Annotated in this window: 18 protein-coding genes; 11 read left to right on the top strand and 7 right to left on the bottom strand. The window is 70.7% G+C overall.

Annotated elements, in window-relative coordinates; translation table 11 throughout:
• Position 1: 1 nt before the first annotated feature.
• Positions 2–916, top strand: a complete 915-nt coding sequence (locus ACGFY9_RS43570; protein ID WP_393763854.1) for an ArsR/SmtB family transcription factor — start codon at positions 2–4, stop codon at positions 914–916.
• 183 nt (positions 917–1,099) lie between these two features.
• On the opposite strand, the gene ACGFY9_RS43565 is transcribed toward ACGFY9_RS43570, so the two are convergent.
• The 6 genes from ACGFY9_RS43565 to ACGFY9_RS43540 all read right to left on the bottom strand — a co-directional run bounded on the left by ACGFY9_RS43565 (position 1,100) and on the right by ACGFY9_RS43540 (position 8,744).
• Positions 1,100–1,462 carry a hypothetical protein gene (locus tag ACGFY9_RS43565; protein ID WP_393764104.1) on the bottom strand — a complete coding sequence of 121 codons (363 nt, stop codon included), beginning with the start codon at positions 1,460–1,462 and terminating at the stop codon, positions 1,100–1,102.
• A 661-nt stretch (positions 1,463–2,123) separates the two neighbouring features.
• Positions 2,124–2,906, bottom strand: coding sequence for a hypothetical protein (locus tag ACGFY9_RS43560; RefSeq protein WP_393763853.1), 783 nt, complete (start codon positions 2,904–2,906; stop codon positions 2,124–2,126).
• A 1-nt stretch (position 2,907) separates the two neighbouring features.
• The gene (locus tag ACGFY9_RS43555) at positions 2,908–5,280 is read right to left on the bottom strand and encodes a hypothetical protein (RefSeq protein WP_393763851.1); all 2,373 of its coding nucleotides are present in this window, start codon (positions 5,278–5,280) and stop codon (positions 2,908–2,910) included.
• Positions 5,277–6,914, bottom strand: coding sequence for a GH3 auxin-responsive promoter family protein (locus ACGFY9_RS43550; RefSeq protein ID WP_393763850.1), 1,638 nt, complete (start codon positions 6,912–6,914; stop codon positions 5,277–5,279). Before ACGFY9_RS43550 ends, ACGFY9_RS43555 begins: the two co-directional genes overlap by 4 nt.
• 1 nt (position 6,915) lies before the next feature.
• Positions 6,916–7,644, bottom strand: a complete 729-nt coding sequence (locus ACGFY9_RS43545) for a DUF6182 family protein (RefSeq protein WP_393763848.1) — start codon at positions 7,642–7,644, stop codon at positions 6,916–6,918.
• Positions 7,641–8,744, bottom strand: a complete 1,104-nt coding sequence (locus tag ACGFY9_RS43540) for a hypothetical protein (RefSeq protein WP_393763846.1) — start codon at positions 8,742–8,744, stop codon at positions 7,641–7,643. Before ACGFY9_RS43540 ends, ACGFY9_RS43545 begins: the two co-directional genes overlap by 4 nt.
• Positions 8,745–9,046: 302 nt before the next feature.
• Between ACGFY9_RS43540 and ACGFY9_RS43535 the strand changes: the two genes are divergently transcribed.
• The 9 genes from ACGFY9_RS43535 (at position 9,047) to ACGFY9_RS43495 (ending at position 19,300) form a co-directional block, all read left to right on the top strand.
• Positions 9,047–10,630 carry an MBL fold metallo-hydrolase gene (locus ACGFY9_RS43535; protein WP_393763845.1) on the top strand — a complete coding sequence of 528 codons (1,584 nt, stop codon included), beginning with the start codon at positions 9,047–9,049 and terminating at the stop codon, positions 10,628–10,630.
• A gap of 2 nt (positions 10,631–10,632) precedes the next feature.
• Complete coding sequence (locus tag ACGFY9_RS43530; RefSeq protein WP_393763843.1) at positions 10,633–11,940, top strand: PLP-dependent aminotransferase family protein; 1,308 nt, start codon at positions 10,633–10,635, stop codon at positions 11,938–11,940.
• A 189-nt stretch (positions 11,941–12,129) separates the two neighbouring features.
• Positions 12,130–13,194, top strand: a complete 1,065-nt coding sequence (gene dpgA / locus ACGFY9_RS43525) for a 3,5-dihydroxyphenylacetyl-CoA synthase DpgA (RefSeq protein ID WP_393764102.1) — start codon at positions 12,130–12,132, stop codon at positions 13,192–13,194.
• A 23-nt stretch (positions 13,195–13,217) separates the two neighbouring features.
• A complete protein-coding gene (gene dpgB, locus ACGFY9_RS43520) occupies positions 13,218–13,916 on the top strand; it encodes an enoyl-CoA-hydratase DpgB (RefSeq protein ID WP_393763841.1) in 699 nt (232 codons plus the stop codon).
• Positions 13,913–15,268, top strand: a complete 1,356-nt coding sequence (gene dpgC, locus ACGFY9_RS43515; RefSeq protein WP_393763839.1) for a (3,5-dihydroxyphenyl)acetyl-CoA 1,2-dioxygenase DpgC — start codon at positions 13,913–13,915, stop codon at positions 15,266–15,268. The genes dpgB and dpgC overlap by 4 nt, the downstream gene beginning before the upstream one ends.
• Positions 15,265–16,071, top strand: coding sequence for an enoyl-CoA-hydratase DpgD (gene dpgD / locus ACGFY9_RS43510; protein WP_393763837.1), 807 nt, complete (start codon positions 15,265–15,267; stop codon positions 16,069–16,071). The genes dpgC and dpgD overlap by 4 nt, the downstream gene beginning before the upstream one ends.
• Before the next feature lie 338 nt (positions 16,072–16,409).
• Positions 16,410–17,213, top strand: coding sequence for an alpha/beta fold hydrolase (locus tag ACGFY9_RS43505; protein ID WP_393763835.1), 804 nt, complete (start codon positions 16,410–16,412; stop codon positions 17,211–17,213).
• Positions 17,214–17,411: 198 nt separating this feature from the next.
• Positions 17,412–18,365 (top strand): hypothetical protein, encoded by a 954-nt coding sequence (locus tag ACGFY9_RS43500; RefSeq protein WP_393763833.1) that lies wholly within the window; start codon positions 17,412–17,414, stop codon positions 18,363–18,365.
• Between the two features lie 482 nt (positions 18,366–18,847).
• Positions 18,848–19,300, top strand: a complete 453-nt coding sequence (locus ACGFY9_RS43495; RefSeq protein ID WP_393763832.1) for a hypothetical protein — start codon at positions 18,848–18,850, stop codon at positions 19,298–19,300.
• 107 nt (positions 19,301–19,407) lie between these two features.
• Here the strand turns inward: ACGFY9_RS43495 and ACGFY9_RS43490 are convergent, their stop codons facing one another.
• Positions 19,408–20,274, bottom strand: a complete 867-nt coding sequence (locus ACGFY9_RS43490) for a transcriptional regulator (protein WP_393763830.1) — start codon at positions 20,272–20,274, stop codon at positions 19,408–19,410.
• 938 nt (positions 20,275–21,212) lie between these two features.
• Between ACGFY9_RS43490 and ACGFY9_RS43485 the strand changes: the two genes are divergently transcribed.
• On the top strand, positions 21,213–21,789 hold a 577-nt coding region (locus ACGFY9_RS43485), incomplete at its 3' end, for a condensation domain-containing protein (RefSeq protein ID WP_393763828.1).

Below are 21,789 nucleotides of genomic sequence, written 5' to 3'. Positions count from 1 at the left end.
CGTGATCAGGATCGACGTCGACGAGGACACCCTCCGCACCGTGCGGTTGACCTTCAGCCCCCTGTGGGAGACCTTTGGCAGCCTCGGTCTCCTCGCCCGCTACCGGGGTGAGGTACCCGCGCCGTACGCGGACTGGGCGCGAGCGGTACGCCTCAACATGCCGGCAGGGCTGGGGCGGGACCTGTCCGGGGTGCTGCGTGACTCCGGGCTGTCGCGCCTCGTTCCCGGGTTCGTGCCCCTTCCGGACCCTGCGCTGAACACCTTCGCGGCCGAACTGGACCGCTTGCGCCGCACCAGGGGCAACGTGCCGGAAGAGCGGGGCCTCTACTCCTTGCTGAAGCGGTACTGGGACTGTGCGCTCGCTCCCCACTGGAACCGGATCCGCTCCTCGTTGGAGGAGGAGATCCTGCTCCGTGGCCGTACTCTCGCCGTCGAGGGCCCTGAGGCGATGCTCGGCGAGCTGGGTGGCCGGGTGCTCTGGTCCAGGCCCCGGCTCACCGTGCCCTACCACCGGGATCTCGATCTGCGGATCACGAGGTCCCGGCTGCTCCTCGTCCCCACCGCGTTCTCCGGCGGCCTCCGGTTGCTCGTCGAGAACCGCGACGGGGTGGCCATGTCGTATCAGGCGCGGGCCACGGGCCGCCTGCGTGTACTGACGGCCGGAGCCGACGGCGGCGGAACCGAGGACCGGCTCGCGTTGCTGCTGGGAAAGGGGCGCGCACAGGTGGTGCGCACCCTTGAACTACCGATGACGACCACAGCAGTGGCCGCGACGCTGGGGCTTGCGAAGAGCACCGTCTCCCAACATCTCGCGGTGCTGACCGGGAGCGGCGTTGTGTGGAAGCAGCGCATCGGCGGAAGTGTCTTCTACCAACTTGACCAAAGCGGCCTCGCGTTGTTGAGGCAGCTCGGCTGACCTGGCAACCGGCTCGACGTCTCGCGACGTACGTTCTCCGGACGGGTGTTCACGAGGCGTAGCAGCCTGCAGCGTAGGGAGCGTTTTCAAAGTCGCTTCTCATCAGTTGCATGATCGTTTCTGGTAGTCGTGAACGACTTGGTGCTCGCTGTTGAAGGCGCTGCATGACATCCGAGGAACTGATCAGGCAGGGGCTACGGGCCGTGGCAAAGAGCTCGAAGGCTTCATCGCGGTCGATCGACCGACGGAGCAGTCCTGTGCCGGACTCGCCGAGTTCCCCCAGCCGTTCGAACGCGGCGATGGATTCCGGAGCGGCCAAGCCGAAGCCAGCCGCCGGCCTGTGGCAATCAACTCGTCCAAGGTTTTGGGTGGTTGCGGCGCGAGTTGCGTGTTGTGGATCAGTGCGACGGTGTCCACGCTTGGCGGTATTCCGTACAGACGTCCGTTGACGGTCAACGCGGACAGCGCCCGGGCGGGGAAGACGCTCTGGTGTTCGGCGGCCAGGGCATTCGGCTCGACCAGATCACGGGAGATCAAATCTCCGATCCAGTCATGCGGGCAGACGACGCGTCGGTCGTGGAAGGGTTTTGGAGTCCGGCCACAAAGTGCTGTTGGGGGAGGCCGGCGGTGTCCGCGTCGAAGGCGACTCCGTAGTCGTGTTCGGACTCGATCTGGGAAGTACGGCGCGTGACTACGACCGCGACAGCGGCGAACCCCAGCGCGAACACGGAGCCCAGTGCCGACAGCCGACCCGGCGAGTCACCCCACCCGATCGCCATCAACACCCCATGCCAGTGATGCAGGAAACCCCGACTGCCAGTCCCGACAGCACGGACGGAGACCGTCAATGCCCGCGAGCACGCCAACTCATTGGCCAATCGGGGCGGTTGAGGTTCAAACGACCCCGGCCGCTACGCCGACGTGAGGGGCCGCAAGAGCTACGCCGGCACGGGACCTCTGACCCGGGTCTTCGGCAACAACCACACCGTCCAGGCCGACTCGCACCTGACGCGAAGGCCGAAGTCACCGCCATGGCCGTCGAGTTGGTGGCAGGAGTCGACTGGCCTCGCAGAATGAAGACCTTGGCAAGGGAGCAGCGAAGGGTGGTGCGCGAGGCGCCGCTCATGACTGCCACCGGGTCCTCCTCGCCGTCATTCGGCAGTGCCCGTACCGCGGTGGAGGTCAGTGCCGCGCTCCGCCCTATCCCTCAGACCTCAGAGGCGACCACTGCCCGAACTGCCTCGGTCACCTCGGCTGCGGTGCGGCCGCGGCAGTCGACACGGTGCACGGAGACCTCGGGCCGTGCTCGCGGCAGCCAGGCCAGAGCGGTGTCGTAGTGCTGCCGGGCCAGCGACAACAGGTCCGCCGTCTCGTGCAGCTCGCTCCTGCTCGACCGGCTCCTGGTCCGTGCCAGGGCGTCCTCGACGGGCAGGTCGAGCAGCACCACGGCGTTCGGCAGCGGCACGCCGAACGACCGGCTCAAATAATCCAGTACGTCCTGTAGTGGCCTCGTCGCCTGGTCCAGGAAGTCGGTGCCCAGCGGCCACGGGTCGGCGCTTCCCGTGCGGGCCACGAGCCAGTCGCGTACCGCGCGGGCGTCCCGTGGTTCCTGCCCGCGCCACCAAGCATCGACGTCCGCGCCAGGAGTGTCCTCCCGTTCGGTGCGGGCGAACATCGGCAGATACGCGAGTGGATCGATCAGCGGATGCCGGTCGGAGACCAGGGGCCGGCCGTTCCGCGACGCCTGCCGCTCCGTCGGGCCGTACAGACAGAGTTGCAGGTACAGCACGGCTAGCTTCAGCTGTACCCGGCCCAGGGCGTCCGCCGCGGCCGACGCCCCGGCCAGTGCCCTGGACAGCGCGGCATAGGGACTGTCCGGGTCGTCGTGGGCCCGTATGGCGTGCACGACGATGACGTCACCCCGCTCGCGCATCCGGCGCAGCACAGTGGTCTTGCCCGAACCGTCGATACCCACGACAGCGGCCCGCATGTCAGTCGTCCTCTCGGGCCTCTTCGAGCTGCCACAGCCGGAACGCCGTCTCCACGACGCCGGGCAGGAAGCCGAACTCGCGCTGGCTGTGCCCGGCGAGGTACAGCGTCAGCCGGGTCGTCAGAAACGTGCGCAGCGCCAGCTGGTAGCCGCGGCGCCAGTCGCATCCGGCCACCAGTGCCGCCGCCTCCGGCGACACCGCGGCCACGGCTTCGGCGTGCGCGGTGAGGGCGTGCTCGACGTCGTCCGCCGTGGCGTCGGGACCGAGGGTGGACGCGAGCAGTTCCACGACGTCGCGCTGTGGCACGTCGACCGTGGCGAGTTCCCAGTCGTACACGGCGACCCGTCCTCCGCGCACCGCGATGTTGCGCGGGTTGAGGTCGTTGTGGACCAGCGTCCGGGGCAGGGCGTGTACGGCGGGGGCCCACTGTCCGGCGTCCTCCACCAGCCCGATCAGCACGTCCGTCCGGGCGGGGCCCAGCAGCTCGGGCTGCTCGTGCGCGGCGTGCCGGACCAGTGCCCCCCACAGCTCGTGCGCCTTGGCCAGGTCTGCCGGCTCCGGCACGCGCTGCAGCCAGCCCTCGGCGAGCAGTTCCCCGTCCCGGCCGAGCCAGTGCCCATGGACCCGGCCGATGCCCCGCAGCACGCTGTCGATCCGGTCACGTGTCCACGGTCGGCCGTCGTCGGACAACCGCTCCATGAGGACGACGTACGCCTCGCGCTCGTCGTCCTCGAGAATCCCGTAGCAGCGCGGGAGGAGATCCGTCAGAGCGCTCTCCGTGCGCCGGTACACCGCCAGCTCACGGCGGTGCGCGTCGGGAAACCCGGTGACTGCGCCCCAACGCTCCCACGCCCGCGCCGGTTCCGGGCCGCACAGCGACAGCACCATCGCGATTCCGGCGACGATCTCCTCGCCCCGTGGCTTGACCTTGGCGACGAGGTCGACCGTGGTGGTGGACCCGTCGCCGGCGGTCCAGTCGACCCGCAGGGGATGCAGCCCGCTCAGCCTGCGCCGTTCGGCGAGCGCGCCGAGTTCGCCGGCGATCCCGTCGCCGCGCAGGGGCGGCGACGACACCACCCGGGTGACGTGCAGGCCGGGGTCGTCGAGCCCGCGCGTCAGCACCGGCTGCAGCAGGGCCGCGTCGAGGTCACCGTCCTGCAGCCAGTCCACCCGCCTGGCCCGCCCCAGCCGCTGGTGAGCCTGGGCGAACTGACCGCTGACAAGCGCCGCCATCGTCGACAGGTCCAGGGCCAGCGCGAACCCGGCGATGATCTCCGCGAACCGGCGGCCGCCGCCCGTGCCCGCGCAGCCGAGCAGGTCGAGCAGGTCACGCTGGTGCGGCAGCCCGGTGCCCCCGCCGACCGTCCCCACGACCAGGTTGGGCAGCAGGATCGTGGCGACCAGGTCGTCGCCGTCCTGCTCCATCGAGAAGATCGACACGCCCGACTCGTGGACGCAGGCCACGTCCTGTCCCGTGGCGACGAACAGGGCAGCGACGATGTTCGCCGCGTTGACGCCGTGGCCCGGCATGCCGATCTGCTGGGCGCCGAGAACCGTGGAGAGGTGGCCCTTGACCATGGCCTCGGGCGTGGTCTTGAGCACCGAGTCCATGGTGGCGCGGCTCAGGCGGCACTCGGCCGTCACCCGGGTTCCGCGACCGGCCAGCATGGAGCCGACGGTCGCCTTCTTGTCACCGCTGAGATTGCCCTCCAGCAGTACGTTCCTGGGCCGCAGCCCCTCATCGGCAGCGAGCGTGTCGGTCAGCCAGCGACAGATCTGCCAGGTCGCCGCCGTCGTCATGTTCTGCCCGGCCGCGTCGGCGGTCTCGAAGACGAACCGCACGTGCAGGTACCGGCCGATCTGGTGAGGTTCGACGTCCACCAGACGGGTGTGCCGGGAGACCAGCCCGACCTGAGCCTCCAGCGCGGGCCGCCGCTCCCGCAACCACTCGGTGAGGCGGTGGGCGGCGGCGATGCCGGCGCACTCCAGCACGGGCGCTCGCGTCATCCGCTGCGACAGCACCATCGTGGTCACCCCGCCGGACGCGGTCACCGCCCGGGCACCCCGGGACGCCGACGCGACCAGGGCGCCCTCGGTGGTCGCCAGCGGGGCCACCACCTCCCCGCGCGCCGCGTCCCCGACGAACAGCAGTGGCCCCGCCAGACCCACCGGCACCTCGACCGAACCGATGAAGTTCTCCACGTTCCCGACCAGGTTGTACGCGTCCAGGCCGGTCCGCTCCAGCGACGTGAGTGCGGCGCCGCTGTGCCCGCGCAGCCACTGAAGCCGCTGTCTGCGGGCGTCCTCGGTGTACTGACCCCGGCCGGGGACCACGTCCGCCGACCCCTGCCCCGCTGCCCGCTCCGGCGTCACACCGCCACCTCCTGCGCGGTGGCGACGATCCTCGCCCACCTCTCCTCGTCGGGCAGGAAGACACGGTCCTTGATGCGGGGCGGACGCTGCCCGGAGCGTGCGGCGCGCTCCCACTCCCGCAGGAACGCGTCCGGGTGCACGGTGATCACCTCGAGCGGTCCGATCGCCCCGGAGTCTCGGCCGGGGGCGTAGCCGGGACACTCCCGCGACAGCCGCCGGTCGAGCGCGGCGGCCAGTGCGGGAACCGGTGGCCCCGCGAAGGCGGCGGCAATCTGGTAGCGGGCGCCGGTCCCCTCGTCCTCGGGGCGCAGGCGGAACGTCGCGTTGCGCAGCTCCGCGCCGGTGTCGTCACAGGCGGCCCGCAGGGCGCGCAGCGCGACGGCCTCGGTCAGCCGTTCCCCGGCCGCGGACCGGGCGACGTCCCGCCCGGCGTATTCGATACGCGGGGTACGGCCCACCCGCCCGACCACCGTCACCACGTCCGTGACGGCGCACCGGTACAGCCCGCCGACGTGGCTGAGCACCAGGTGGTAGTCGCGCCCCTCCTCCACCTCGGTGGCCGACAGCGTTTCACTGCCGGCGGTGACCGGCCGCTCGGCGGGGGCGAACTCGTAGACGCAGCCCGGCAGGTACAGCGGCGCCCCGTGGGGATGCCCGTCGACGGGAACGGCCGCCGGCCCCTCGCAGGACGCGATCGGCGCCGGGAACAGCCGCACCCCCGGCCCGTAGGTCTCCCTCACCCGGGGGAGGTAGGACCGGGCGAGGCCGCTGTTCCACACGAACACGGCGGCCAGGTGCGGCCACAGATGGTAGGGGTGGACCGTGCCGAACGTCTTCGCGTACTCCTCGATCTGCTCGGCACGCTCCGGGTTCGGCGTCGAGTGCCGGTGCCCGCCGAGAGTCCCGGCCCGGATGTCGTCCACCAACCGTGGCCACATCTGCCGCAGTTGGTACGGCAGCCCGGCCACCATCGCGGGATTGACGCCGATCACCACCCGGATGTCCTGCTCGGCGGCCAGGCGCAGCTTGTAGAAGCTGCGCTCCCAGGGGTCGTCACCGGCCAGCGCCTCCGGGATGCGGCTCCACTCGGCGTTGTTGCCGAGACCCACGGCGGCGTCCTCGCCGAACTTGCGGTAGTCGACTTGGCTGGCGCCGATGTGCGGCCGGCCCTGCTGGGTGCGGGTGATCGGCGAGGTCGGGTCCTGCCAGAGGTTCAGCACACCACCGGGCGAGGCCGGAGCCTGCGGAAGTGTCCGCAGCAGCGGCGCGAAACTCGCGTGGTAGAAGGGCAGGAAAGTCTGCCGCATGTAGGTACGGGTGATGGGGATGTGCTTCTCGCGGCCCGTGCTCCCGCTGGACGAGAAGTAGACGACCGGATCGTCGGTGGTCAGCACCTTCGGCTCGCCGTCCATGGCGCGCTCGATCCACGGCATCATCGCCTCATGGGTGCGGATCGGCACGGCCCGGCGCAGCTCGTCCAGGGTGCGGACCGAGGCCAGCCCGTGCTCATGCCCGAACGACGTGTCCGCGTTGCGCTCCAGCATGTCCCGGAGCAGGTCCTGTTGCACTTCCTCGGGGCGCTCCAGGCACTCCAGGAACCGGCGGTGCTCCGCGAGCACCCGTTCGGCCTGCACGTCAGTGGTCTCCTTCGTTGCGGTCCGACGTCAGCACGCCGAACAGGGCCAGTCGGTCGGGGTCGGAGCCGCTGCCGGCGATCCGGGTCTGGACCGCACCGGCACGGGCGGGGTCGAGGGCGTCGTGGAACTCCGCGGGGTCGAGGAACTGCCGGTGGCCGACCCGGAGGGTGTCACCGGGGCCCACCAGCCCGCGCAGCACGGCCTCCGCGATCAGATGGTGCACATGGACCAGGTAGGCGCCGGTGCTGACGTCGCCGACCGCGACCGACACCTGCGCGGCGTGTCCGGAGGGCGGCCCCGGCACGGTCACGGTCAGGGGTCCGGCCGGCACCTCGACCGGCCGGGGGCCCTGGAAGGAGCGCAGCAGCCGGGACAGCGGCAGCAGCGCCCCGCGTGCGGCCGGGCCGTGCCACGCGAGGTTCCCGTCCGGAGTGACGAGCCGGTGCGGGTGCCGGAGGGCCACGGCCTCCGGCCGGCCCGCCAGGAACACCGTTCTGGTGAAGGTCTGGTACCAGCCTTCCCGCAGGTCGGCCGGGACCCCCATGGCGAACAGCGCGGCGCCCCGAACGAACGCCGCGACGTCGAGGTCGGCCACGACCACGGCCACCCCCAGCCCCCCGGGAACCGGTCCGGCGCCCAGCCGCGCACGGACCGCCGCCACCCGGGACAGCGCCGCGTCCCGCAGGGCCGCCGCGTCCGCCGTCGCCCCGGCCGGTAACCCGCTCACGTGTAGATCCTCAGCAGCCGCGGGTCCGCCGGCGGCGGGCCGAGCAGGGACGTCGTCAGCCGGTAGGGGTCGACGAAGCCGTTCGGGTCCCGGGACCGGGAGAGCGCCTCCGGCGGCATGCCCCCGTCGACGTCGGCCGCGGTGCGGGTGAGCAGCCGGGCGGCGCGTCCCACGCATCGGCGCAGCAACTGCATGCGGAACGGCTGCTCGGAGCGGCGGGGCAGCACCCCCGCGAAGTACAGCCGCATCCCCAGCCGGTAGGCGGCCCTGTCGGCCGAACCGGAGACCGCCGACAGGTCGGAGAGCGTAGTCCCGCTCCAGCCGCCGTACCGGCTGGAGCGGACGGTTCCACCGAAGGGCACCCTGCTGAACGCGAGCCGTACCGAACGGGCGCCGAACGCGGTCAGCACCCGGTCGAGCAGCAGATAGTCGGCGGCCAGACCGTCGTCGAAGACCAGCAGGAACACCCGGCCCGGGCCGATCGCGGGGATCAGCTCGCGCAGGATGGGCAGCAGGTAGTTGGGATGCCCGTCGCTCCCGACCAGCTGCCGCAGCGGCAGGCCCCAGCGCGTGCCGTCCAGGTGGACGGGACCGCCGAAGCGGCGGTGGTCGATCAACAGGCCCCGCTCCGCCAGCGCTTGCAGCGTCGTGGCCGCCGCCGCTGCCAGCGGACGGTCCTCCCCGAGGCCGAGATCGCCGACACCCAGCAGTTCCAGCTCCGCGCGCCATGAATCCAGCACCCGCCGGCCGGCCGGGTGGATCCACCCGGCCGCGTCGACCCGCTCCAGGTAGGCGCCCACTCCCCGGGGGTCGCTCCTCCCTCCCTCGGAGTGGAAGCGGACGTAACGCTGACCGATCGCGGCCGCCGACTCCAGGTTCCAGTCCGTGTCCGGCTCGACCCGGTCCAAGTAGTGCCAGAACGCGGTCGACTGGGTCGTGAGGGTCGCCATCCGGTTGTTCCACAACAGCCGAACTCGCCCGACCGACGCGCTCGCCTTGACCAGTATGTCGGTCCACAACAGGCCTTTGACATGCGTCGGCGTCAGCGGTTTCGTCGGCGTGATCGTCACCGGAGCCACCACGAGTTCGTCGAGGAGCACGCGATCGGCCCTTTCTGCATAGGGAATTCGGCGGCAATTCACGAAGCGGCGACGGAAGAGTCGGCGAAGAATGGAACAACCGTAACAATGGTCCAGGGGTGTTCAACTGCCGCTGGTACACGGTTGAACAGACGGCGTTTTTCTGCCCGAATTGCAGAGGGCTTTCCGCATGTTCAACTGCTGCGAGGAAGCAGTTGAACACAACGCCGTTAAATCTGTTGGACATTGATCGGTCGGCCCCGTCACGCCTAGCTTGAGGCCGCACCCTTGCCTGTTCAAAGGCTCCAAGAGATGGGAAACCAATGGCTGATCAGCAGCTGTTCCTGCGCTCGAACGTGATCGTCGAACCGCTGATCGACAGATTTTTCGCGTGGCCGTACACCACGGCACCGGTGCAGTCGGCGATGAACCTCGCATTCCTCCAGGTACCGCTGCTCGAGTCCTACCTGCAGTCCCCCCAGGTGCACGTGGCGGCCAGCAACAACCCCGACCTCCGCGGCGGCTACTTCATCAACATCCCGGAGGAGCGCGCCGACGAGGTGCGCGATCTGCTCGCCGCGATCAAGCGGGACCGCGCGCACATCCTGCGCTTCGCCGACGCGATCGTCGCCGGCCAGGAACTGCTGCGCGCCAACGCCACCGGCTTCGACCTCACCCCGCTGTACCCGAAGCTGCCGCCGGAGCTCGGCGGCCTGATCGAACTCGCCTACGACACCGACAACCAGGCGCAGCTGCGCTTCATGGAGCCGGTCGTCTACAAGAGCGACATCTACCAGGAGTCGCGGCAGTCGGTGCAGCTGTCCTTCGAGACCGGCATCGAGCGCCCCTTCGTCCTCAGCACTCCGCGCCTGCCCTCCCCGGACGTCCTGGAGCTCGACATCCCCTTCCGCCACGAGGGTCTCGCGGAGCTGTTCCGCACCCGCGTGCGGCCCACCACCCTCGGCCACCTGCGCGAGGCCCTCGGCCTCGACGACACCCAGGCCGGACAGCTGTCGCACATGCTCAGCGAAGAGCCCTCCCTCGCCGAGGACCGCCACATCGAGTCCGGCGGCCGCATCCGCTACTTCGGCCACGCCTGTCTGGTGATGCAGACCCCGCAGGCGGCCATCGTCACGGACCCCTTCATCAGCGCCGACAACACGGCCGGCGACCGCTACACCCTCGACGACCTGCCCGACTTCATCGACCTCGTGCTGATCACCCACGGGCACCAGGACCACATCGTGCTGGAGACCCTGCTGCAACTGCGTGGCCGCGTCGGCGCGATCGTCGTGCCCCGGTCCTCCCGCGGCAACCTGGCCGACCCGAACATAGCGCTGATGCTCAAGAGCCAGGGCTTCCCGGTGATCGAGGTCGACGACTTCGACGAGGTCGAGTTCCCCGGCGGCAAGGTCACGGCCACCCCGTTCCTCGGAGAGCACTGCGACCTCGACATCCGCGCCAAGTCCACGTACTGGGTGCGGCTCGCCGGCAAGAACGTCTTCGCCGGCGCCGACTCCTCCGGTATCGAGCCCTCCCTCTACCGCTACGTCAAGCAGGAACTGGGCGCCGCCGACTACGCCTTCCTCGGCATGGAGTGCGACGGCGCCCCCCTCACCTGGCTCTACCAGGCCCTGCTCACCATCCCGATCACCAAGAAGATGAGCAACTCCCGCAAGCTGTCCGGCTCCAACGCCGAGCAGGCCGCCGCGATCATGACCGAACTGGGCGCCAAGGAGGCGTACGTGTACGCCATGGGCGAGGAGCCCTGGCTCGGCCACGTCATGGCGACGACGTACACCCCCGACACGTACCAGATCAAGCAGATCGAGGAGTTCATGACCTGGTGCGCCGACCGCGGCATCAAGGCCGGCCATCTCTACGGCCAGCAGGAATGGCGTTGGTAGACATGGCACCCGCCACCCTCCGGAGAGCGGAACTGCACGCCAGCGTCAGCGACCCGGTCCTCGACACGATGAACTTCCTGAACGAGATCACCCACCGCTACCCCCGGACGGTCTCGTTCGCACCGGGCCGCCCGTACGACGGCTTCTTCGACGTTGAGGAGATCTTCCGGCACATCCGCCGCTACCTCGACCACCTGGAGGAACGCGGCGCCACACCGGGGGAGATCCGCGACGCGCTCTTCCAGTACGGACCGACGGGCGGGCAGATCCGCGAACTCGTCACGCTGTCACTGCGCGAGGACGAGGGCATCGACGTGCCGCCCGAGGCCGTGGTGGTGACCGTGGGCTGCCAGGAGGCCATCTTCCTCACCCTGCGCGCCCTGCTGGCGGGGCCGCGGGACACCCTGCTGGTCTCCAGCCCGTGCTACGTCGGCATCACCGGGGCCGCCCGGCTGCTCGGCGTCGAACCGACCCCGGTGACGGAGGGCCCCGACGGCTTCCGCAGCGCCGGTCTGGAGGCCGCGGTCGCCGCCGAGAAGGCGCGCGGCCGCCGCCCCCGCGCCTTCTACGTCGTCCCCGACCACTCCAACCCGTCCGGATCCACGATGCCGTTGCGGGAGCGGCACGCTCTGCTCGACCTGGCGCGGCGCGAGGACTTCCTGATCCTGGAGGACAGCCCCTACCGGCTGGTCAGCCCCGGTCGGCAACTGCCCACCCTGAAGTCCCTCGACCGCGACCGGCGTGTCGTCCACCTCGGCTCGTACTCCAAGACCCTCTTCCCCGGCGCCCGGGTCGGCTTCGCCGTCGCCGACCAGGTGGTTGTGGACGAGAACGGCGGGCAGGGCCTCCTCGCCGACGAACTCATCAAGATCAAGAGCATGGTCACGGTCAACACCTCGCCCCTGAGCCAGGCCGCCGTGGCGGGCATGCTCCTCGCCGCCGGCGGACGCACCTCGGAACTCAACACCGACACCTCGGCGCACTACGGGGAGGCGATGCGGGCCATCCTGAAACGGCTCGACGAATGCTTCCCCGAACCCGAGCGCAGCGCACTCGGCGTTCGCTGGAACGAGCCGGACGGCGGGTTCTTCCTCACCCTGGACGTCCCCTTCCCCGCCGACAACGCCGCCCTGGTGCGCTCGGCGGAGGACCACGGCGTCATCTGGACGCCCATGTCCTACTTCTATCCCCAGGGCGGCGGCGAGCACAGCCTGCGCCTGTCCATCAGCTACCTGACCCAGGCCGACATCACCGAAGGCACGGCACGGCTCGCCCGGTTCATCACGGCCGAAGCGGCCCGGGCCCGCTGAAGCACCGCCTTTCCCTCCCGTCACTCACAGAAAGCGAAGTCCCGTGTCGACAGCACGACGTCTCATTCGCAGCAAGCCACGCATGTGGGGGTGGACCTTCCGATGACCGCCGACGCAGATCTCCACGACACCGCCCTCCTCGACACCCCCGTCACCACACCGTCCAAGGGCCTCGGCAGCCCACGGATCATGGGGGTCGGCACCGCCGTCACCGACCATTCGTACTCCCAGCGGGAAGTCCTCGACCTCTTCGGCATCACCGACCCCAAGGTTCGCTCGGTCTTCCTCAACAGCGCCATCGAACGCCGCCACCTCACCCTCCCGCCCCGGGACAGCGACGGCGCCGTCCTTCCCGAGGCGCAGGGCGAACTCCTCGCGAAGCACAAGCGGACCGCCCTCGACATGGGCGCCCGAGCCATCCGCGCCTGCCTGGAGAACGCCGGCCTCGACCTCGCCGACATCGACTACCTGTGCTGCACCACCACCACCGGATTCCTCACCCCCGGCCTCAGCGCCCACCTCATCAAGGCCATGGGCCTCCTGCCCCGCACCAGCCGCGTCGACGTCGTCGGCATGGGCTGCAACGCGGGACTCAACGCCCTCAACGCCACCTCCGGCTGGGTCACCGCCAACCCCGGCAAGGTTGCCGTGATGCTCTGCGCGGAAGCCTGCTCCGCCGCCTACGTCATCGACGGCAGCATGCGCACCGCCGTCGTCAACAGCCTCTTCGGGGACGGCGCAGCGGCCGTCGCGCTCACCGCCGACCCACCCGACGCCGCCTACGGCCCGGCCGGCACCCCGCCGGCACAGGACGGCCCCCGCATCCTCGCCTTCGCCAGCCACCTGATCACCGACGCCATCGAAGCGATGCGCTACGACTGGGACGACGACCAGAACAAGTTCAGCTTCTACCTCGACCCGCTCGTCCCCTACGTCGTCGGAGCCAACGCCGAGCAGATCGTCGACCGGCTTCTCACTGGCGCCGGCCTGCGGCGGCGCGACATCGCACACTGGCTCGTGCACTCCGGCGGCAAGAAGGTGATCGACGCCGTACGCGTCAACCTCGGCCTCACCCGCCACGACCTACGGCACACCACCGGCGTCCTGCGCGACTACGGCAACCTCTCCAGCGGGTCCTTCCTGTTCTCCTACGAGCGACTGCTCCGGGAGGGAGCCGCCCACGCCGGCGACTACGGCGTATTGATGACGATGGGACCCGGCTCGACCATCGAGACCGCGCTGGTGCAGTGGTGACCACGGAACAGGTGAGAGAAGCGATGAAGAGCACCCCGACGGCCGCGGCACACCCCGCGTCCGAGGAGATCCCCCTGCGGATCGACGGGCGGCAGCCCCTGTCCGCCCACACCGTCGCCGCCGTCACCGCGGCCTGCGAGGCAGCCGAGGACCTCGACGGACGCGCCAGCGTCGTCGTACACGTCTCCGGCGCCCCGGGTGGACCCCTGCCGGACGGCCTGACCGTCTCCCTCGTCAGCAAGTGGGAGCGCGTCCTGCGCCGCCTGGAACGCCTGCCCGCCACCACCGTCGCCGTCGCCGACGGCGACTGCGGAGGCCCCGCCCTGGACGTGCTGCTGGCCACCGACCACCGCATCGCCACCACCACGGTGCGCCTGGTCGTCCCCGTCGAGGGCGGCGGGACCTGGCCGGGCATGGCCCTGTACCGGCTCGCCGGACACGGCACCCACGCGGCCCCCATCCGCCACGCCGTCCTCTACGGCACCCCCGTCAGCGCCGCCGACGCCCTGGCCCTGCACCTGGTCGACGAGCTGACCGACGACGTGCCCGAGGCCCTCCGGCTCGCCGCGGACCGCGCACGTGCCGTCTCGGGCACCGAACTGGCCATCCGCCGCCAACTGCTGCACGAAGCGGCCGGCACCAGCTTCGAAGAGGCGCTCGGCGCCCACCTCGCGGCCTGCGACCGCGTCCTGCGCCGCGCCACGACAGGAGCCGAGGCATGACCGCCACCGCGGAACCCACCGCACCGCACACCGACCCGGACGACGTCCGCGCACCCTTGCCCCGGGCCAGACAGACCCTGGAACAGGCGGCACGCCACCACCGGACCCTGCTGGACGGCCTGCCCCCGCACGGCGAACGCTCCGCACGGCAGCAGACCCTCGCCACCACGGCCGCCGACACCGTCCGCGACCTGCGGGCAGCGTTCCTCGACACCCACACCGACGCGGTCTACGACGAACTCACCGACCGGCGCACCCGCCCCCTGCGCATCGACGAACTGGCCAGGGCCGCCGCGACCGCCTTCCCCGGCCTCGTCCCCACCGACGACCAGCTCGCCACCGAACGCGGCCGGCCACAGGCCCGCAAAGAGGGCCACGAAATAGACCAGGGCATCTTCTTCAGCCGCATCCTGCGCTCACCCCTGGCCGGCGCCCACCTCCTCGACGCCATGCTCCGCCCGACCCCGCGCGCCACCGCACTGCTGCCCGACTTCACCCGCACCGGCCGCGCCGACCTGGGCTCCGTCCGCCTCGAACGCACCGGAGCCGTGGCCCGGCTGACCATGTGCCGCGACGACGCCCTCAACGCCGAGGACAACGCCCAGGTCGACGACATGGAGACCGCGGTCGACCTCGCCCTGCTCGACCCGGCCGTCGAGGTCGGACTCCTGCGCGGCGGCGAGATGACCCACCCCCGCTACCGCGGACGCCGCGTCTTCAGCGCGGGCATCAACCTCAAAGCCCTGCACAGCGGGGACATCTCCCTCGTCGACTTCCTGCTTCGCCGCGAACTCGGCTACATCCACAAGCTGTTGTGCGGCATCCGCACCGACGCACCGGGCTGGCGGTCGGGGACCACCGACAAACCGTGGGTCGCCGTCGTCGACTCCTTCGCGATCGGCGGCGGAGCCCAACTGCTGCTCGTCTTCGACCACGTCATCGCAGCCGCCGACGCCTACATCAGCCTCCCCGCCGCGCAGGAGGGCATCGTCCCCGGCGCCGCCAACTTCCGGCTGACCCGCTCCGCGGGGCCACGCCTGTCACGGCAGATGATCCTCGAAGGACGGCGGATCTTCGCCACCGAACCCGAGGCCCGGGTCCTCGTCGACGAGGTCCACGACCGCACCGAACTCGACCTCGCGGTGGAACGCAGCGTGGAACGCCTGCGCGGCAGCGCGGTCCTCGCCAACCGGCGGATGCTGAACCTGTCCGAGGAGTCACCCGACGACTTCCGCCGCTACATGTCCGAGTTCGCGCTGCAACAGGCCCTCCGCCTCTACAGCTCCGACGTGATCGACAAGGTCGGCCGCTTCACCAACGCCTCGGCACCCGCGGCCGGGCGCACACCGTGATCGGCGGCGGGGACTCGGGCGTACGCTACGAGAAGGACGGCCGGATCGCCCGGGTCACCCTCGACCGGCCCGAGGTGCTCAACGCGATGAACCAGCGCATGCACCGCGAACTCGCCCTCGTCTGGGACGACATCGAGGCCGACGACGACATCCGGGCAGCGGTGCTGACCGGCGCCGGCGAGCGCGCGTTCACCGTCGGCCAGGACCTGCGCGAGCGGGCCCGGCTGGACCGGGAGGGCACCCCGCCCACCAGCTTCGGCAGCCGCGGACAGCCCGGCTCACCCCGGCTCACCGACCGGTTCGACCTGTCCAAGCCCGTGATCGCCCGCGTCAACGGCTACGCCCTCGGCGGCGGCTTCGAACTCGCCCTGGCCTGCGACCTCGTCGTCGCCGCCGACCACGCCGTGTTCGCGCTGCCCGAGGCCACGCTCGGCCTGGTCCCCGGCGCGGGCGGCGCCTTCCGCCTGGCCCGGCAGATGCCCCTGAAACAGGCCATGGGATACCTGCTCACCGGACGCCGCATGAGCGCCGCCGAGGCACTGCGCTTCGGCCTCGTCAACGAGGTCGTCCCGCTGCGCGACCTGGACGCCGCCGTGGACACCTGGACGGACGCCCTGCGGCGCAGCGCCCCGCTCTCCGTGCGGGCCCTCAAGGAAGCGGTGCAGCGGTCCCTGCACCTGCCGCTGGAAGAGGCCTTCACGGCGACGTACCCGTGGGAGGAGAAACGACGCCGCAGCCATGACGCCGTCGAGGGCCCGCGCGCCTTCGCCGAGAAGCGTGCTCCGGTCTGGCGCGGTGCCTGACGCGACGCCCACACCGGCACACCCGCTCCCGCGGACCTCCCGTACCCAGGTGTTCGAGGCAGGCCCGGCCGCACCGCGCCGCAAGCGCTGTGGCCGGCCGCCGTTCAACCGCGCGGGCGCAGCGGTTGAACACCGACCCCGCCCCCCCCGGCAACGCTTGATCGCCGCCGAGGTGCGATGCCATCGTGAGCCGTGACGGAGCCCGCACGCTCCACCGAGCACGACACCCGGCCCGCGAGCCGGGACCGACGGGGGCCGAGGGCGGGGCGGCCACCCGGACCTCTCCGTGGTGACCGAACGGAGAGCGCCTGTTGCCCCCTTACGAGAACAGGCTCGACATGCCATTCGTGAACACCAACGGTATGAGGCTCTCCTACCAGCGCTCCGGCAGCGGCACGCCGGTCCTGCTGATCATGGGCTCGTCCGCGTCGGGCCGGGTATGGACGATGCACCAGACGCCGGCACTGAACCGCGCCGGATACGAGACCGTCGCCTTCGACAACCGGGGCATCGCACCATCGGACGCCCCCGCGGGCGACTACCGCCTCGCCGACATGGTGGCTGACACCCGGGGCCTCATCGAGCAGCTGGGACTGGGCCCCTGCCACATCGTGGGAACGTCCCTCGGCTCCATGATCGCCCAGGAACTCGCCCTCGCCGCACCCGAACTGGTCCGCTCCGCGATCCTGATCGCGTCCCGGGCCCGCTCCGACGCCTTCCGGCGCGCCCAGAGCGCCGCCGACCGCGCGCTGCGGGAGAGCGGCATACGACTGCCGGCCGGCTACGACGCCGTGAAGACGGTCAGTGAGATGTTCTCCCCGACGACCCTCAACGACGACACCGCTGTCACGCCCCTGCTCGAGCTGTTCGAACTCACCGGCGGCGGCCACTCCTCCGCCGGCCAGGCCGCCGCCGTCGACGGTCTCGGCGACCGGCGCGCGTCACTGCGCGGCATCACGGTGCCGTGCCGGGCCATCGCCTTCAGCCATGACCTCGTCTGCCCGCCCCACCTGGTCGCCGAGGTGGCCGACGCCATCCCCGACTGTGACCTCGTGGAGATCGCGGACTGCGGGCACCTCGGCTATCTGGAACGCCCCGACGAGGTCAACGCGGCCCTGATCGAGTTCCTCGACAAGTACTGACCACGCGGCACCGTCCACGGCCCGCGGACACGAAGCTGCGGGCCGGAACCGCGCGCGCCGCACACACGACCGCAGCGCACGCGCTCACGACGTGCACGCGGTCACGACGTGCACGCGGTCACGACGCGCACCTCGAACGTCGGCACCCGGAGGGGACGGCACGGCCCTCCCGACCACCTCGCGCAGGAAGGAAGACCTATGGCAGGGCACGGCATCGCGTACTTCGAGTTGTACGCCAAGGACAAGCAGCGGACCGCCCAGTACCTCGTCTCGGCCCTGGGGTTCGAGTGCGTGGCGGACTCCGTCGCCCCCGACCGCAGCTCCCTGCTGCTACGGCAGGACACCGCCTCCCTCGTCGTCACCTCCGGACCCGCCACCTGGGGCTTCCTCGACGCACACGGCGACGGCATCGCCGACATCGCACTGCACTGCACGGACGTCACCGCCACCGCGGAGCGGGCGCTGCGGGCCGGTGCCCGTGAGGTCGGCTCCGCACGCGGCAACCCGATCCTCGCGGGGGCCGGCGGCATGAACCACACCCTGCTGCCCGCCGGACACACCCCGGCGGGCCGGCCGGGCGGCCACCGCTGGGCGCGGCTCCCGCAGAGCCCCGCCCCCAGGACGCCCGCGGCCCCCCTCGTGCGGCTCGAAGGCGTGACGACCGGTGTCGGAGCGACCGACCTCCATGGCTGTGTCCGCCTGTACGAGGAAGGGTTCGGGCTGACCCCGCGCCGACCGTGCGGAGACAGCGCAGCGGACCCGACGCCCCGCGCCGTGGAACTCGCCGGACTCCAGAACGACATGGCCCTCACCCTCGCGGCCCCGGAGCCCGATACCGGCCTCCGCCACGGGACGACGCCGCAATCGCCCCCCACGCACCGCGCGGAGCAGCGACTCACCTTCCGCACGGACGACATCACCCGCGCGGCCCGCGCACTCCTGGAAGCCGGGGTTGAGTTCTGCACACCGACACCTGCCGAACAGCCCGCAGGAGGCCCCGCGCGAGCCCATCTCGTGGGCACCTCAGCACACTTGGGCGACACCCTGCTCATCGAACTCGTCCCGCACGGAGACGGCCCCGACGCTCTCGGCGGCGAGGACCTCCAGGCCCTGTACGAGACGGCCGGCCGGCACGGACTGGCCGCGCGGTGAGCCACGCACCGCACCCACCCGCCCCGGGTCGACTCCCACCTCTGTGGCACCGGCACGCAGGCCCCGCCCTTAGGCGTACGCCTAGGGGATGACACGCCCAGGGGAGGACACCCTCCGACGGTCCCGGACGGGAGGGCGTGGCGCCGCGAAGGACACGGGGTCGTCACCGTGGGGGACGCGGTCCGGCGGGTGAGGAACCTAGCCTCGAACCGTCAACGGGCGCCCGGCCACGATGCCGGCGCGGTGACACGACCCGGAAGGACTGATGCGCAGTGGCAGACCACGGAAGGCCGGGTCGCGAAGGCGCCGACGGGCCGCCGACCGAGGCATCCGAGCTCCCCACAGCGGATGACCCGCGCGGTTCCGTCGTCGCGCTGCCAGGGCTCCGGCACTCCCGGGAACCGGGACCCGCCTCCCCGGTCGCCCAGAGTCGGCCACACCGGCCGGTGCCCCATCCGGAGGCCCCGGGACTGGACCAGCTCGTGGCACCCGGCGCCGTCTGCGTGGACGTCGGGGCCGGCTGCGCGCGGTGCATCGCGGCATTGAGGACCCTCGCGGGCCCGGACGGGCAGGTGCACCGTCTCGTGCCGGGACGCCCGGGTGGTCCACGGGCGGCCACCGTGGACGATCTCAGCCGGCGGAAGGACCTGACACGGGTCGACTTCATCCGGATCCAGTTCGGCGAGGACGAACTGGATGTCCTGCTCGGGGCGTTCGCGACACTGCTGCGCGACCGCCCCGCTCTGCTCCTGCGGTGGGGGCGCCGGCGCCCCCACCGGCGGCGTACGGCCGACACCGTCCGCAGCCTCACCGTCTCCCTGTCGTACATGATGCACGGCTGGCAGGAGGGCACCTGGCGGCCGGTGACGGATGCCGTGCCCGGATGGGGCGGGTTCCTGTTCCGGCCGCAGCCGGTCCCGGGCCGATTACCGTGACGGAGGCAGCCGGATCACCCGGGGGCCGGGCTCCTCATCGGTGCGGCGAGCGGAGCAGGTCCGCGGCCGCAGGCGTGTGCCCCCTGCTCCCGCCCGGGCGGCCGTCCTCACCCGCTGGCGAGCAGCCCGGCCCGGAGACGCTCGTCCAGCTCCTGTGCGAAGCCGAGCCATGTCTTGGCGTACTCCCGGGCGAGACTCGCCACGGTTTCCCTGGAGTCGCCCGACAGGGAGGTGCTCAGCGCGGGCCATTCCTGCGTGGCGATCGCGTGCTGCTGGAGCAGCCGCAGCAGCCGCCGCCCTTCCTCCCTGTGACGCAGTGACGGATCACGCGACAGCTTGTCGAGCACCACTCCGGGATCCTGCGCCACCAGACGCATCCGGCGGTGCTGCTTACGCCCGGCCGGCTGGGGAGGCGCGGCGGCGGGCCGGCTCGCGGCCGGGCCCTTGTCCGCCTGGCTCCGGCCCCCCGAGCGCTCCGGGGCGGGCGACTCGCCCGAGGCGAGACGTCTTCGGACGTCGCTGACGGTGGCCGGCGAGACGCAGGTGATCCGCGCCAGTTCCCGCAGGGAGGCGTCGGGACGTTCGGCCAGCAACTCGGCGACCCGGTACCGCGCCTCGGCGCTGTTGAGGGGACGGACCTTGCCGTCCTGGCCGACACGGGCGTTGAGTTGGGGCGTCTCGTCCATCCGGCGGCGGATGCCGGCCACGGCCTTGGCACCCAGACCCGCCGCCTTCGCGATCGCGCGGTCCGACATGTGGGGCAGGGATGCGATGATCCGGGCGGCTGCGGCTTTGCGTTCGGCGGGGGAGAGCGGGAGCCCGTGCATCGAATTCGCCTGCACGGCCCGCAGATACGCTTCTTCGGTCGTTCCGTCGAAGAACTCGACCTCGATAGTCTTCTGGCCGTTCGAGAGTGCCGCCAGATAGCGGTGCATTCCGTCGATGACCCGCATCGTCGGTCGGTGCACCAGCACGGCGGGTAAGGGTCCTTCGATTTCGGCGAGCCGTGCGATGTGCTGGGCGTCCACGCCCTCGGTACGAGGCGAGTCACCCCGCAGCAGCGACGCGATGGGTACGGTTGCGATCCGGCTGTCCGAAGTCCTGGAGTCGTACTCCGGTCTGGATATGGCCCTTTCACTTCCAGATTGCGTCAAGATCTACCCCCAGATTAATCAGTATCTCGGAACCGCTGTTCGTGGGTCGTGCCGTGCATGAGCCGGTTCGTGCCACGTACTTTTACGAGAACTTGGAGCAACGGGGTGAGCCGGACCGGTGTCTGTATGGCCATTAACGGTCGCCGGGTGGCCGACACGCGACCGTATGACGGTTGTCGGACGCTCTTCGGCATCCACCCTACATTCACATCTGCGCGACGACAGGGGGGTTTATTCGGAGCCAAATATTCCGTATTGCGCCCACTACGAGACGTGAGTATGCGGGCATCCTGAGTGAAAACAGCGGCGGAATGAGGCCCCCGAAAGGGTAGTCAACGTTTCAAAACGGTCGCTCCACCCATGTCCGGCGCACGTACCCCGGGAAAGCCCGGAATCCCAAGCGATGACGCCCCGACCGCGGGCAGGCAATGCTCTGCGGGGGCCGGCCACGTCTGTTCAAGTGCGGTCAGGACGCAGTTGAACGATCGGCGAATTCGATCACCGGCATTGATCAGACATGCGGCCTGGACCATAGTGAACTGGCTCCGCCTACGGCCGCCCGTGGACACGTCTTGTAAGGGATGACGGATGACCGACCCGTTCGAAGCCCAAAACAACTGCCGCCCCTGACGAAACCGGCAGTTGAATATCAAGCCTCCGCTCGAGCGGAGGCTGCGAAGGCATGCCCCTCAGGTGCGACACCTTCGAATGGGGAACACGATCCCCGCCGCGGTTACGCGTAAACAGGAGGAATCCCGATGATCCCGTTGTCGTACGCGCAGCGCCGGCTGTGGTTCTTGACGCAGCTGGAAGGTCCGAGCGCGACGTACAACATTCCGATGGCCCTACGGCTGTCGGGCCGACTCGACCGGGATGCCCTGGAAAGCGCGCTGCGGGACGTGCTGGAGCGGCATGAGGTGCTGCGGACGGTGTTCGCGGAGACGGACGGGGAGCCGTATCAGCGGATTCTGCCGGTCGAGGAGAGCGGCTTCGCACTGACCGTCGCAGACGTGCGACCGGAGGAACTGGACACCGCGGTGGCGGAGGCGGTGCGCCACGTCTTCGACCTGAGCGCCGGCATTCCGCTGCGTGCGTGGTTGTTCGGGGTGGGCCGCGATGAGCATGTGCTGGTGCTGGTGGTGCATCACATTGCGGGTGATGGCTGGTCGATGGGTCCGTTGGCGCGGGATGTGTCGGTGGCGTACGAGGCGCGGTGTGAGGGGCGTGCGCCTGGGTGGGTGCCGTTGCCGGTGCAGTACGCGGATTACGTGCTGTGGCAGCAGAGAGTGATCGGGTCCGAGGAGGATCCGGAGAGTGTGATGTCGCGTCAGGTCG

It is taken from the genome of Streptomyces sp. NPDC048504 (assembly GCF_043200035.1).
GTDB lineage: Bacteria > Actinomycetota > Actinomycetes > Streptomycetales > Streptomycetaceae > Streptomyces.
The sequence above is the reverse complement of the archived record's forward strand: the minus strand, read 5'-3'. Positions and strand labels throughout refer to the sequence as shown.